The organism is Niallia sp. HCP3S3_B10 (genome assembly GCF_052064465.1).
GTDB classification, from domain to species: domain Bacteria; phylum Bacillota; class Bacilli; order Bacillales; family Cytobacillaceae; genus Niallia; species Niallia hominis.
Genome location: NZ_JBQHVO010000003.1, coordinates 41,530 through 56,017, shown reverse-complemented (window position 1 = coordinate 56,017; position 14,488 = coordinate 41,530). Strand labels below are relative to the sequence as shown.

Annotated in this window: 15 protein-coding genes; 14 read left to right on the top strand and 1 reads right to left on the bottom strand. The window is 33.8% G+C overall.

What is annotated here, in order from left to right; all coding sequences use genetic code 11:
• Nucleotides 1-74 precede the first annotated feature (74 nt).
• From ACTNDN_RS03150 to ACTNDN_RS03110, 9 genes are all read left to right on the top strand, one after another.
• Nucleotides 75-509 carry a BrxA/BrxB family bacilliredoxin gene (locus ACTNDN_RS03150; protein ID WP_031538156.1) on the top strand — a complete coding sequence of 145 codons (435 nt, stop codon included), beginning with the start codon at nt 75-77 and terminating at the stop codon, nt 507-509.
• A gap of 298 nt (nt 510-807) precedes the next feature.
• Complete coding sequence (locus ACTNDN_RS03145; protein ID WP_031538155.1) at nt 808-1,584, top strand: class I SAM-dependent methyltransferase; 777 nt, start codon at nt 808-810, stop codon at nt 1,582-1,584.
• 129 nt (nt 1,585-1,713) lie between these two features.
• Nucleotides 1,714-2,304, top strand: a complete 591-nt coding sequence (locus tag ACTNDN_RS03140) for a YpjP family protein (RefSeq protein ID WP_031538154.1) — start codon at nt 1,714-1,716, stop codon at nt 2,302-2,304.
• Between the two features lie 112 nt (nt 2,305-2,416).
• Nucleotides 2,417-2,998, top strand: a complete 582-nt coding sequence (locus ACTNDN_RS03135; RefSeq protein ID WP_031538153.1) for a TerD family protein — start codon at nt 2,417-2,419, stop codon at nt 2,996-2,998.
• A gap of 34 nt (nt 2,999-3,032) precedes the next feature.
• Nucleotides 3,033-3,812, top strand: a complete 780-nt coding sequence (locus ACTNDN_RS03130; RefSeq protein WP_031538152.1) for a TerC family protein — start codon at nt 3,033-3,035, stop codon at nt 3,810-3,812.
• A gap of 395 nt (nt 3,813-4,207) precedes the next feature.
• A complete protein-coding gene (locus ACTNDN_RS03125; protein WP_031538150.1) occupies nt 4,208-5,407 on the top strand; it encodes an HpcH/HpaI aldolase/citrate lyase family protein in 1,200 nt (399 codons plus the stop codon).
• Nucleotides 5,346-6,704 carry a phosphoribosyltransferase family protein gene (locus ACTNDN_RS03120; RefSeq protein WP_109767877.1) on the top strand — a complete coding sequence of 453 codons (1,359 nt, stop codon included), beginning with the start codon at nt 5,346-5,348 and terminating at the stop codon, nt 6,702-6,704. The genes ACTNDN_RS03125 and ACTNDN_RS03120 overlap by 62 nt, the downstream gene beginning before the upstream one ends.
• Before the next feature lie 3 nt (nt 6,705-6,707).
• Complete coding sequence (locus tag ACTNDN_RS03115) at nt 6,708-7,826, top strand: cysteine protease StiP family protein (RefSeq protein ID WP_031538148.1); 1,119 nt, start codon at nt 6,708-6,710, stop codon at nt 7,824-7,826.
• The gene (locus tag ACTNDN_RS03110; RefSeq protein ID WP_031538147.1) at nt 7,823-8,617 is read left to right on the top strand and encodes an HAD family hydrolase; all 795 of its coding nucleotides are present in this window, start codon (nt 7,823-7,825) and stop codon (nt 8,615-8,617) included. Before ACTNDN_RS03115 ends, ACTNDN_RS03110 begins: the two co-directional genes overlap by 4 nt.
• Nucleotides 8,618-8,753: 136 nt before the next feature.
• Here ACTNDN_RS03110 and ACTNDN_RS03105 read toward each other — a convergent pair whose 3' ends face one another.
• Complete coding sequence (locus tag ACTNDN_RS03105) at nt 8,754-9,011, bottom strand: hypothetical protein (protein WP_031538146.1); 258 nt, start codon at nt 9,009-9,011, stop codon at nt 8,754-8,756.
• Between the two features lie 233 nt (nt 9,012-9,244).
• Here ACTNDN_RS03105 and ACTNDN_RS03100 point away from each other — a divergent pair, with 233 nt between their 5' ends.
• The 5 genes from ACTNDN_RS03100 (at nt 9,245) to ACTNDN_RS03080 (ending at nt 14,472) form a co-directional block, all read left to right on the top strand.
• Complete coding sequence (locus ACTNDN_RS03100) at nt 9,245-10,888, top strand: YceG family protein (RefSeq protein ID WP_441130768.1); 1,644 nt, start codon at nt 9,245-9,247, stop codon at nt 10,886-10,888.
• 3 nt (nt 10,889-10,891) lie between these two features.
• Nucleotides 10,892-11,995, top strand: coding sequence for a toxic anion resistance protein (locus tag ACTNDN_RS03095; RefSeq protein ID WP_441130767.1), 1,104 nt, complete (start codon nt 10,892-10,894; stop codon nt 11,993-11,995).
• 281 nt (nt 11,996-12,276) lie between these two features.
• Nucleotides 12,277-12,888, top strand: a complete 612-nt coding sequence (locus ACTNDN_RS03090; protein ID WP_031538143.1) for a TerD family protein — start codon at nt 12,277-12,279, stop codon at nt 12,886-12,888.
• A 70-nt stretch (nt 12,889-12,958) separates the two neighbouring features.
• Complete coding sequence (locus ACTNDN_RS03085) at nt 12,959-13,537, top strand: TerD family protein (protein WP_031538142.1); 579 nt, start codon at nt 12,959-12,961, stop codon at nt 13,535-13,537.
• 227 nt (nt 13,538-13,764) lie between these two features.
• Entirely contained in the window at nt 13,765-14,472 is a 708-nt protein-coding gene (locus ACTNDN_RS03080; RefSeq protein WP_031538140.1) for an anthrax toxin lethal factor-related metalloendopeptidase, read from the top strand.
• Nucleotides 14,473-14,488 lie beyond the last annotated feature (16 nt).

Sequence of the window (14,488 nt, the reverse complement as noted above, 5' to 3'; positions counted from 1 at the left end):
TTTTGATTGCAGGAAGAGTATTTCTAATGTATATTTATGGGATATAAAACATAGAGGAATTGGAGGAATTAATTATGTCAATGGCATATGATGAATACATGAAACAAGTAGTAAAGCCAATGAGAGCAGAACTAACACAAGCAGGTTTTGAAGAGTTATTAACAGAAGAAGCAGTGGAGCAATTTATAGAAACAAATAAAGGGACTTCCTTAGTAGTAGTAAATTCAGTTTGTGGATGTGCAGCAGGATTAGCAAGACCAGCTGTTACACAAGCAGTACTTGCTTCAGAAAAGAAACCAGATCATTTAGTTACCGTATTTGCTGGGCAAGATAAAGAGGCTACAGCAAAAATGCGCGAATACTTCGGCGATATTGAGCCATCCTCTCCATCTATGGCACTTGTTAAAGACAATAAAGTCGTTCACTTTATTCACCGTTACGATATTGAAGGAAATTCCATGGAAGCAATTATGGAAAATCTAGTATCAGCTTTTGAACAATATTGCTAAACAAAGAATGATTCATGAGAGAGGCGGGCTTGCCACTTTCTCTCATGAACCTTCTTTTTTTTTATCATGTTACCATCCTTCAATAAACAGGATTAAACACTCTTTATTGTCCTTATTTAAACTTCAATATGATTCTCCTCTCTTGCTTATCCTGCATTTGAGAAAAGAGAGGGGGGAAATCCAATGTTCCTAACCATCCGAATGGTTCCACTAACATTCTAAGAGTATAAGGAATCCCTCTTTAGATGGAAGTTTTCCTTTATTAGAAAAATAAAAGTATGATAAATAGGAGAACAACATGATTATAACTACTGCAGGTAGAACGAATAAGGAAATGGAAATTCTCGCAAATAAAATTGCCGAAAAATTTCAATGTAAATTCGTAGAACGAAAGAAGGCTTCAATTGATTACCTTAAAGCGTATTATATGATGGATATATTAATCATCGGCAAAAATCGTTTTGAATATTATCCATTAAATACAGCACAACCATTCTTTTTTCATCCGAATTCGGCGGTATTCCGGATCAAAAGACTTATCAATCAAGAACATGATCCCTTTATCCAAGCAACTAATTTATCGAAAGGGATGTCCTTTTTAGATTGTACGTTAGGACTTGCTTCAGATAGCATTGTTGCTAGTTATGCCGTTGGAAGCAATGGGTATGTAGAGGGATTGGAAGTGAATGAGATAATCGCTTTCCTTGTAAAAACTGGTTTAAAGGAATGGAAGACAAGTCATTCGACAATCGATAATGCGATGCGTAGAGTCAAAGTTAAGCATGTTAACGCATTAGAGGAGCTTATCAAAAAAGAAGAAAATAGTATGGATTGTGTTTATTTGGATCCTATGTTCGAAGAAGAAATTTCTTCTGATGGTATCCATTCATTAAAAAAGCTAGCATATTATGAAGAATTGACAGAAGAAATTATCAATCATGCAAAGCGGGTTGCAAAACAAAGGGTCGTTTTGAAAGATCATTTTAAAAGTAGCAGATTTGATCGATTTCAATTTGAACAGCTAAAACGTAAGTCAGCCAAATTTCACTATGGAATTTGGCTAAAAAAAGAATAATGAAAAAATAATCTATCTATATAGGATAATACTAGATGATTTGATAAGAAATAATATATACTTAGACTATCAATATTATTTTATTACATTTTATTCTCATCAGGATGAACGGAAAGCGAGGTGTAATAAATGCCTAATTGGATTCGTAAAAGCCTGGTTGTATTTGTTTCTATTTTAACTTTTGGCCTTGTGTCTCCATCACCATCCACATTTTTAAATAATAACAGTGATAACGATAAGAAACCAATTGATGAAAGAGAAATGTCTTTTGCTAGAGAAAGTATAGAAGAGGCTATACTGACAGATAGTAAAGGCATATCAAGAGAAGAGTTTATTAGTGATATGCTTAAACGAGCAGAAGAGCAAAGTTACTTAAAATTCGGATCGAAAATCAAACCGGTAATTGAAGATGAATTTCGACTAGTCGTTCTCCCAAATATGGAAAAAGCAATTAGTGAGGTAACGAGTATTTTTCCGGAAGAGGAGTTAAGCTATTTGAATGTGACTGAGCTTCCATCATCAGGAACAAGTGAGCGGATATTTCATATTTCAAGACAAAATGAGGACATTATTCGTTTTCATGTAAGAAGGGATCGACCACCACAGGAAGGGTATTATTTTAACTTCCATTATCATACGTATCATGATCAATTCCAAACACATTATACACTTGGGGAAATTTATTGGGATAAAAATACTCCCCCTAAGTGGATGAGTTAGAAGAGTTGGCTTTACTTGTAGCAATTGTTGCTTGTGAATGAAAGAAGTTGAAACTTTTCTTTTCTGATTACGTATAGAAACTATAATGAAAAAATTTGGAGGTAGTTTAGTTATGGCAATTAGTTTATCTAAAGGACAAAAAGTAGACTTAACAAAAGGAAATCCTGGATTATCAAAAGTGATTATTGGATTAGGCTGGGATGTAAATAAGTATGATGGCGGAAAAGATTTTGATTTAGATGCCTCTGTATTTTTACTTGGAGAAAATGGAAAAGTAACAAATGATGCTGATTTCGTTTTCTATAATAATCCATCAGGTGGAAATGGTTCCATCGTTCATTCAGGAGATAATCGTACAGGTGCAGGTGATGGAGATGATGAACAAATCATTGTTGAATTAAAAGAAATTCCTGCTAACATTCAACGGGTTGCATTTACCATTACTATTCATGATGGAGAAGGAAGAAATCAAAATTTTGGTCAAGTTTCTAATTCTTATGTTCGTATTTTAAACGAGGAATCAAATGAAGAGTTAATTCGTTACGATTTAGGCGAGGATTTCTCTATCGAGACAGCATTAGTTGTTGGAGAATTATATCGTCATAATAATGAATGGAAATTTAGTGCCATTGGAAGTGGATACCAAGGCGGTTTAGCTGCATTAGCTACTGATTTTGGTCTGGAAATTGGCTAATTTTATCAGCATATTATAGGGGGAAGCTCTTTTCATGGGAATATTTGAGACAATTATTGATACATATGCCCAGTTTTTTAATTGGGAAATGTGGGGAGAAGTATTAACTGACCCAGTAAGTTGGGGTTATATTGGAACATTAGTAATATTAGAAGGCCTGTTATCTGCGGATAATGCATTGGTACTAGCTGTAATGGTTAAACATCTACCACCAGAGCAAAGAAGAAAAGCATTGTTTTATGGCTTATTAGGTGCGTATTTATTCCGCTTTATCGCAATTGGAATTGGTGTTTATTTAATCGAATTCTCATGGGTGAAAATACTCGGAGCTGCATATTTAGCATATCTCGCTATTAAGTATTTCATGGATCGAAGAAAAGCAGCGAATGAAACAGAAGATGAAGAAGAAAATAAAGGCATTAATAAAAATGGGATTCTAATCCGTACATTTGGTCTATTTTGGGGAACAGTAATTTCTGTTGAATTAATGGATATTGCCTTTTCTGTAGACAGTGTTTTAGCTGCATTCGGTGTAAGCAATCAAGTATGGGTATTATTAATTGGTGGTATCCTTGGCGTTCTTATGATGAGAGGTGTCGCAGGTGTTTTCCTTAAATTAATCGATAAAATTCCAGAGCTGGAAGCAACTGCATATATCCTTATCTTAATTATCGCAGTTAAGATGCTGCTAGGAGTATTTGATATTCATATTGATCATATTTATTTCTTTGGATTATTAGTTATAGCATTTGGTGCAACCTTTGTTGTGCATTTTAGAAATAAGAAAAAAGCAGAACAACAGGGCGAAGCATAATTATTTGAGGATATTTCTAGTAGTATTACATTAAGATAACTAGAGATATCCTCTTTCCCTAAGACTCTTTTCTAATAGATTGTTGTTTTTAAATCGGTTAAATGACTATAAGACTTAAGATTTAAGAGCAACAATTTGGAAGAAAACAGCCTTCCAAAAAAGTAATCTTATTTTTTCTCCTCCGCCTATTACCTGCCCAGGATATCCTTCGCATTACTTACGATAGGCAATATGGAACATCCTAAAAAAACGCCATGATAAAGTAAATATTTTCAAAAAAATAGTTTTATTGTAAGATATAATTAATTATCCTACTATAAAATTCGATTCTTATTTTTGAATTTTCAGAATAATTATTAAAAAAGTTGTTAATATCATTGAATGGAGCAAAGGAAATGAAATTATTCTCTGACTTAAATGAAAAACAAATGGAACGTCTTTTCTTTAAATTACCAGAAGAGGTGTTTAGTACTTCGGAGAAGGAAGTATTATCCTATGCACTTGCTTCCACTTTATACATGCCTGCAACAAGACCGAATATTTTCCACGATTTATTAACAAAAAAACACGCAGCTTTAACATCCATGGTAATTTGTCTAGAGGACTCCATAGGTGATCACGAAGTGGAGATAGCTGAACGTAAATTAGTCGAAGAATTAACAAACATATATCAAGCGTTGGAGGACAGCATTCTTATAAAAAATGAATTACCATTGATTTTTATTAGAATACGCTCTGTATCTCAGTTTTTAAATCTAATGGATTTGCTTGGTGAAAAAATTAGTTTATTAACTGGTATCGTCATACCTAAGTTTGAAGCGGCAGTGGGAGAGATCATTTTAAAAGAATTAGAAAAATATAATATGCTAGGGCATTCTTTATATGCGATGCCGATTTTAGAAACAAAAAAAATAATTGAAAAAGAAACTAGAATGGATGAACTTCTTTCCATAAAGAAAGTACTAGATGAATATAAGCATCTCATTTTAAATGTGCGGATTGGCGCTACTGATTTTTGCGGATTGTATGGTATTCGTAGAAATGCAGAAACGACTGTATATGATGTTGCGATTATTCGAGATTGTATTTCGGATATTGTTAATGTATTTACACGTGCGGATAGTGCATATGTTGTTTCTGGACCAGTTTGGGAATATTTTACAATGAGCGAGCGAGTTCTAATTCCGCAATTGAGAGAGACACCATTCCGAAAGCGGTATGGAAAAGCTGGAATGAATATGCGAACACAGCTCATAGATAAACATATGGATGGATTAATTAGAGAAGTTATGATGGATATTACGAATGGTTTAACCGGAAAGACAATTATTCATCCTACACATATAAAACCAGTGCAAGCATTAAATGTTGTTTCCTATGAGGAATATTTAGATGCTTGTAATATTATAGAAAGTAATAATGGGGAGATTGGTGTAGTAAAAAGTAGTTTTTCAAATAAGATGAATGAAATTAAGCCTCATTTCTACTGGGCACAAAAAATTATTTTAAAATCAAAGGTTTACGGGGTGTTTCATGAAGGATTTACATACATTGACTTACTTAAACAAGAAAATTTCATTACCAATCATTCATAATTTACAGATGGACATCATCATCGAAGAAAATCCATTTCATCTTCCACTAGAAGATTTTTTTAAAATGGCAGCACGAATCAATAAGAAACGGGCATTTTTATTTGTTAGTAAACTATTAGGCAAGCATTTACCGATTGAGCCAAATAAAGGGCTCCTTACTGGATTTATGTTGGCAGCACGTTATGAAGAAATTATTACTGGCACTATTTCTCCCCAAAGAGAGGAAATAATGGCTATTTATCGTGATTCAGCTTCACAGTTTTTGGACAAGCCATTTATTTCAAGTACACAAGCAAATCCTATTATAATCGGCTTTGCAGAAACTGCAACGGGATTAGGTCATTCTTTTTTTCGAGCATTTAAACAGGCTACTTTTTTCCACACAACTAGAGAAAACGTAAATGAGCTAGTGCCAATCATTACTTTTGAAGAAGAGCATTCACATGCAACATCTCACCGTTGTTATGTTGAGGAAGACACTCTTGATAATCTACGAGAAATTATTTTAGTAGACGATGAATTAACGACAGGCAAAACAGCTATAAACATTATCCGAGATATTCATCAGAAATATCCTAGAGATAAATATACGGTTGTATCCATTCTAGATTGGCGTTCCAAAAAATGGCAGTTAGAGATGGAATCCCTTGAACAGGAATTGCAAATTAAGGTTCAAGTCGTCTCTTTACTTAAAGGTAGCTTTGAGCTTATTGGTGTTCCTCTTAATCTTGTTTCGCAAACGGAGATAACTGAAACAAATAGAAAGAAACCTCAACTTGAATATATTAGTCTCGAAAATTATGTGAAAGAGCGAATCGTCCCAATCACTTCCACAAGTTTGGCAGGGATAAGAAATGACTATGGGTACTTAAAGGATACAGGAAGATTTGGCATCCATATGGAGGAACTCACAGACGATTGGATTAGACTCGCAGCAAATGACCTGAAGAAAAAGCGTGTGGGTACTACGCTTTGCATTGGAACAGGGGAGTTTATGTATATTCCAATGAAGCTAGCAAGCTATATGGGAGAAAATATATTTTATCAATCAACGACTAGAAGTCCTATTTATCCCAATAATGAAGAGCATTATGGGGCTAAAAATGCATTCTGTTTTTCAAATCCAGAAGATTTGGATATTGTGCATTATTTATACAATATTGATGCTAAGCAATACGACGATATCTTTTTATTTTTTGAGCGCAAGGTTAGTGAGGATAGATTAGCGGAGTTGCTGGCTGAATTAACAGCAGTTCAAGTGAAAAAAATAAATATTGTATACTGTAACGGGAGGTAAATCATGAAAGCAAACATAGATCATCTAGTAAGGTTCGGTTCTTATGATAAAGAGGATGTTATATTTCTATTAAAAGACTTAAGTAATGTTACATTAGAGGGCTCAACCGAGGAAAGGGAAAAAAGGGTTCAAGGTGGAGAGCATTATAGTGAAACATTACCAATCGAATACAATCCACCTGAACATTATTTGCAGCTTTTTTGGGAGACGCTCGATGTTTATAAAGACAAAGTAGCCCTTTGTACCGCAATTGTTGCAGAACAAATTTATCACAAACATGGTAAACAAACAGTATTGGTTTCCTTAGCACGAGCAGGAACACCTATTGGAATCTTAATTAAACGCTATTTGAAATGGAAATATGACGTTTCTCTTCCTCACTACAGTATTTCTATTATAAGAGATAGAGGAATAGATGAAAATGCAATTCATTACATGCTGCAAACACATAATGGTTATGCCCTGCAATTTATTGATGGATGGACAGGAAAAGGAGCAATTTCAACTGAATTAACGAAAAACTGTGAGGAGTTTTACCAAAAGTATCAGATTCGATTAGATGATACATTAGCAGTGCTTGCTGATCCAGGATACTGTACAACACTTTATGGAACGAGAGAAGACTTTTTGATTCCAAGTGCTTGTTTAAATTCAACAGTGTCAGGACTAGTAAGTCGTACTGTGTTAAATGAAGAGTATATCAAAAAAGATGATTTTCATGGGGCGAAGTATTATCAGGAATTAGAGCCATATGATGTATCGAATAGCTATTTAGACGAGATTACAGAGGCATTTCCAAAAGTAAATCCACTCCAAATAGAGGAATGTATTCGTGCAAATGAACTAGATCAAACCGTTGATTTTAAAGGAATGAAAGAAGTTCTGACCATTAAGGAAGAATTCGGTATTGATAGTACCCATTATGTAAAACCAGGTGTCGGTGAAACAACAAGAGTATTGTTACGTAGGGTGCCATGGAAGATATTAATGAAGGATCCAGATAGCCCTTATGTTCAACATATTGTCTTATTAGCACAAGAAAGAAACGTAGAAGTAATTCCATATCCTAATATGAGCTATACATGCTGTGGTTTAATTAAGAAGGTAGTGCGAAAAGGATGAATCTATTTGCATCAGATTTAGACAGAACGTTAATTTATTCAAAACGTGCATTACATGAAATGGAAACACCTTGGAATGAATCGATGATTGGTGTGGAAGTGAAAAATGGTGAACCTGTTTCTTATATGACAAAAGATAGTTATGATTTATTGAAGGAGATTGCTACTAAGCATTTTTTCGTTCCTGTTACGACGAGAACTTATGAACAATATAAGCGAATTTTTATTTTCAATGAAGAAATGCCAATGACATACTGTGTTACAAGCAATGGAGCAAAAATTCATTATAAAGGAGAGCTTGTAAAGGAGTGGGCACAAACCATTCACACCAGATTAAAAGAAGATTGTATGGAGAAAGGTGAATTACTACAAAAGCTACAGATTTATTCTTTACATGGCGAGTTGAAAATTGCCGATAATCTTTTCTTTTATTATGTATTAAAAACAAATATAGACGAAGATATCAAAAGAGAGCTAATCCAAGTTGCAATAGAAAATGGATGGAATATATCTTTACAAGGAAGAAAGCTTTATTTTATGCCAAAGCCTATCTGTAAGGGGGAGGCAATTAAATACATAATAGAAAGAGAAGGAGTGGAGAAATCAATTGGCGCAGGTGATTCCTTATTAGATTTACCATTTCTAAATAATTGTAAAATAGGTTATATTCCAAGACATGGAGAGTTAACTCTAGAAAAAATAAAAAATCCAACACAGCATCTAACCATTCAAAAAGGAGCATTTGCTGGTGAAGAAATCGTGAGAAATGTGCATAAACAGTTTATTTGTTAAATAGGAATAAATAGGATTAGAAGAAAGAGGCGAATGGAAAACACTCGCCTCTATACTTTATCCAATAGTAATGGATGGTTAGAATGGTAATATGAAACGATCATAATGGTTATTCCCTTTATAAGAGTAAGTATACTTATAGTTCATCTTCTGGCGGATCTTTAATCCATTTAAGCAATAAACAATAAATGGAGATGAAAAATAAATAACAGCAAATAAATACAATAACCCCGAATAAAATAGATTCAAAAAATATAGCCATAAAAAAACTAATCATTAGAGAAATAAAGATTAAATCAACAAAAACATACATATTTGATGATAGAACATTTTGTACATAATTTAAATCTGTTTCAATTTCATGATACGTGTATTTTCGAAAAAATGATCTCATAGTTAGCACCTACTCGCCTAATGTACTGTATTATATGCTCGAGTAAAAGATTAGGTGCTTACATCACGATTGAAAGAGAGAAGTGAAAAATCTTGTCCTTTCGCCTAAAAAATGAAACCTTTTTATAACATTTTCGTAAAGAATTATTAAGTAGAATATTTAGTCATAGCGTAATGCTATGCTATGATAAAGGTAGACAGTTATCATTGGTTTAAAATTAGGAAGTGGAGAAAATGAATAAAGACTATTATACAATCAATAATGTTATCCTTCCTTTGTCTACGGAAAATTGGTTTGATATTCTATTAAAGCCAGTTAAAGAACGACCGCTACACGATACGAGTAACCGCATTTTTACGTTCGGTCAGGCTGTAGTAAAATTACTTGGAATACCAGTAGACGAGGATGAATATTATAATCAGCTTTTCGATTGGATAAATAAAGATAATACAGGCTTACATTTACTGACAGATGAATCGCTTGATCGGACGATTGATAATCAGCATTTTCAATCTATTCAAAAAGTATTTAATCGGATGCAGGAGCAAAATTTATCCATTAATCGTTTTGTTGCTTTTCTAGATGGAGAAAATGTGTTGATAAAATCCTCTATTCCTGCCATTCATCGAAAATTGAGAGAGAGCTTTATTAAAGTCATTCAGCATTTTTCAGAAGTGGAAGAAAACGGCTTGAAAAATAATGATTTAAGAAGATTAGTAGTTGATATAATAAAATGGTCCATCAATCATTTACAACCAGCTATAGAAGAAAGCCAATTAAATGAAAATATGCCTAAATTTCTTTGGTATGGTGATGCCAATAAAAGTCAGTCATATTTTATTTACTATCTTCTTACCTTTGGTTGTGACATCGTCATTGTACATCCTAATGGGGATGACATTCTAGAAAAATTAAAATTGGATAAGGAATTATTTTTTCAACATCAATACCCACGAATGAAAGAACCTGAAAGTTTTCCTAAAGAAGAACGAAAAAGAACAGCAACTGTAGCATATCGAGCGTCAAGGGAGATTGAGAGTATTCTTCACCATGAAGGTTCCAATCTTTATAAACCGTGGCAATTTAGAGAATATCTACCGATTTCCATTACATTAAAAACGACGTATGATGAAATCTTTCTTCTTGAGAAAGAACTGGCAATGATTCGTCCAAACTTTGATGTTAAAAATGGAGAAGTGCATATCCCGTCTGTTTTTGCTAAAATATTTGGTGTAAGTAAGAATCGAAAAGAGTACTGGGATCGAATCCATGCTATCGTGAATAAAGAGGAAACTTTATTAATTCGAAGTTTTCCGTTCACAAGAGCTATTATTAGTGATTTTCGATACCATTATCGTGGTGCACTTGGAACAGATGGTTTACTTGATCCAGATAAGATGATGGTAGCACATTATTGGAAGTATAAACAGTTGCCAGCAGGTTTGCAGAAAGGAATAGCTGCTGCTATATCAAGAGTTTGCACAAGGCCATCTCTGAAGAAGCTGGCTAATGAATCAGACGAAGATGTAGCGATTTTTCTGTTTTCACAATGCTTATTAATACCGGACGATTTTTTGAAAATGTTGCAAAAGTTTGATTACGCACAAGAAGTACCAAGTATCGTACTGTTTAAAACAGAGCAAAATGGTGTGTTTACAAGAGAAGATGCAGCCTTGCTGCTATTAATGAACACACTTGGTGTAGATATTATTATTTATAATCCTGCAGGACATGTAGACATGGAGAACTATACAAAAGATACATTATTTGATGTACACTGGCTTGAGGATATGGTGTTTGACATGGAATATAAAGAACCATCCTTTTTAAAAAGGGGTATATTTAGCGGATTTTTAAAGAATAGAAAAGGAGAATAAAAGATGAATATGCAACCATCAAATGTAAATAATGCAGACAATCAAGTTGCAGAGATATTAACAGAAGAAAAAGTGTCGGAAATAAAGTTAGCGCTTAGAAATGAGCCAGAAGTACAGAAATTGGCACAGTCGATTGACGAAAAGGATCAAATTCAAATACTCGAATTCGGGAAGGAACCTGCAACGCAAATCTCAAAATTCTCTGATAAAATCCTTAATAATATGAGAACTACTAAAGTAGAAGACTCTGGCGAATTATTGAAACAGCTTGGTAGAATCATGGATAAATTTGACAAAGAGGATTTTGAAGAGTCATCAAAGGGTTTTTTTGGCAAACTGTTTAAAAAAAGTGAAAAAATAATGGAAAAGCTTTTTGGAAAATACCAGTCTATGGGACAAGAGATAGATAAAGTCTATGTAGAAATTTCAAAATATCAAAATGAAATGGTTGATTCTACAACGATGCTCGATGAAATGTACGAGCAAAATTATCAATATTATTTAACATTAGAAAAATATGCTGTAGCAGGAGGCATGAAATCGGAAGAATTAAAGACCCATGTACTTCCTCAACTTGAGGCGAAAGCAATTGCTGGTGATCAATTAGCAGGAATGCAGCTTGATACCTTGAGAAATGCAATAGAGCTCTTAGATCAGCGTGTTTACGATTTGGAAATGGCAAAAATGGTTGCCTTACAAACTGCTCCTCAAATACGCTTATTACAAAGAGGAAACACTAAATTAATTGGTAAGATCAATTCAGCATTTGTGACGACTATACCTATTTTTAAAAATGGTCTTATTCAAGCTGTTGCAGCCAAAAGACAGAAGTTAGTTGCAGACAGCATGAGTGAATTGGATAGAAGAACAAATGAAATGCTGGTGAAAAACGCTCAAAATATCTCCCAGCAAAGTGTAGATATTGCAAGGCTTGCAGGCAGCCCGAGCATTAAGATTGAGACAATTGAAGAATCATGGAATATTATTATCAAAGGAATGCAGGAAACAAAAACGATTGAAGAAGAAAATAAACGCTTAAGAGAAGAAGGAACAAAAAAATTAGAAGAATTGCAAAATAACTTCAAGCAAATGAAGCTTCAAGGGTAATTCAGACTTCATTTATGAGCCAATTTATTAAAGTATTTGACTAACAGTGTTGATTGTAGTGACTTCATTTTATTCTATAGGTAGTTAAGTTGAAAACATAGGGTTGGTTAAGTAAGTACGTCTTTCTTCCTTATGAATGCCTGTTTTCTCTGCAATCAACACATTTCTTTTAATAGCAAATTTCTTTTGTAAGTTAGCATGGATTAATATTATTTCATTTATTGAAAGCTTTAAAAAAAGTTTGATAACAAATATTACTACCATACATAGGAGTGAGAATCATGGCAATTAATTTACAAAAAGGACAAAGAGTTGATTTAACAAAGGGAAATCCAGGATTAAGTAAAATTTTAATTGGTCTTGGCTGGGATCCAGTTCAGCAAAATAAAGGCGGAGGGCTATTAGGATCTTTATTTGGTGGTGGTTCGACAGCAAGTATTGATTGTGATGCTTCTGTCATTATGGTCAATGAACAGGGGAAGGTTCAAGCAAATAATGATGTTATCTATTTTGGAAATTTAAAAAGCCGCGATGGTAGTGTCCACCATTCAGGAGATAACCTAACAGGTGACGGTGATGGGGATGATGAACAAATAAATATTGAATTAAATAAGGTGCCATCACATATTCAAAAGTTAATATTTGTTGTAAATATATATGATGCAGTGAAAAGAAGACAACATTTTGGCATGATTCAAAATGCTTTTATTCGAATCGTCAATCCTTTATCCAATCAATCGCTTATTCACTACAACTTGACAGATGATTATGCAGGTAAGACTAGTTTGATAGTCGGTGAATTATATAGACATGGACAAGATTGGAAGTTTGCGGCAATTGGTACAGGGACAAACGCAGGTAGTCTAGGTGAAGTAGTTAAATCTTATTCCTAATTTTGTCAACTAGGCACAAAAAAGCTGCTGTCTATAAATCAATCTATTATTCAGATATGGGGGAATAGAAATGAGTATTAATCTTTCTAAAGGACAACGAATTGATTTAACAAAAACAAATCCAGGGTTAACTAGAGCTATCATAGGGTTGGGATGGGATATTAACCAGTACGATGGTGGAACTGGCTTTGATTTAGATGCGTCAGCTTTTATGGCAAATGAAAACGGCAAGGTTATTAATGACGAGGATTTTATTTTTTATAATAATCTTGTCCATCCAAGCGGTGGAGTGGAGCATACTGGTGATAATCGCACGGGTGAGGGAGATGGAGATGACGAACAAATCATTATTGATTTTACGAAGATTCCTCTTCACGTTAATAAAATCGGCATTGCTGTTACTATTCATGATGCGGAATCAAGAAGACAAAACTTTGGACAAGTTTCCAATGCGTTTGTACGTGTCGTAAATGAAGATAATAATATAGAAATCCTACGCTTTGACTTAGGAGAAGATTTTTCTGTTGAGACAGCTGTTATCGTTTGTGAGCTTTACAAACATAATGGGGAATGGAAATTTAATGCTATTGGAAGTGGTTTTTCAGGAGGACTTGCCGCCCTGTGCCGTAATTATGGATTAGAAGTGTAACTAGAATTGTAAGTCTTTAAAAAGAGTCATATCCCAAAAGAATGACAGCAGAAGAATTGCAAAAATATTCTTCTATCCATTCTTTTGGATTTTTTTATGAAGATTTTAGGTAATTTTATCTAGTTTTTGAGATTCCTAACCTATGCTATAATTTTAATAGAATAGGATTCTCCTCTCTTTCTTATTTTTAGAAAAAAAACTAGAGAGGTTAGTTGTGGGGGATATGGATGAGATGGCTCAAAAGAATAGCACCATTATGTATGATAGCAGCAACGAGCATTTTGATGGGAAACTCCCAGCTTCCGAATAATGAAATATACTTAAAAAACTTATCTGAACTAACCATTATTAAGGCGAATTTATCCCTAGAAGCAAAAGAAAACTTAGGAAATATGATAATTTTGCCAGAAGAATCTTATGATCAAGAAGAAGCAGCTGCAATAATTGAAAGATTAAATCAATTGCCTTCTACTCTATTAAATAAGGTGCAATCTAGGGGAATAAAAGTAAAATTATTTACTGGAAAATTAACAGATAATAAGACAGCACAGAAATTTGCTGGAATTATTCCAAGGGGCTACACCTCTCAAAAGACGTGGGATGATGTTCCTGGTATTGGTGGCGGGAAAGTGGTTCTTGTAAAAATAGGTGCGAGTGAAAAGGGACAAGGGCACAGCTCTGTTAATTTAGAATATCATGAATTGGCTCATTCCATTGATTATAAAGTTCTAAACAATGCGAGCAAAACAGAAGCATATAGATTAGTTTGGAACGAGGAAAAAGGGAAGTTATTTCCTAATAGACAATACTTTCTTCAATATGCAGAAGAATATTTCGCAGAAACATTTGCCATGTTTTATATGGGAGGAAAGGAAAAGGAAACACTTTCGCAACTAGCTCCGAAAACATATCAGTATATCGCTACAATACAATAAGCTTGTAGGGAATCGC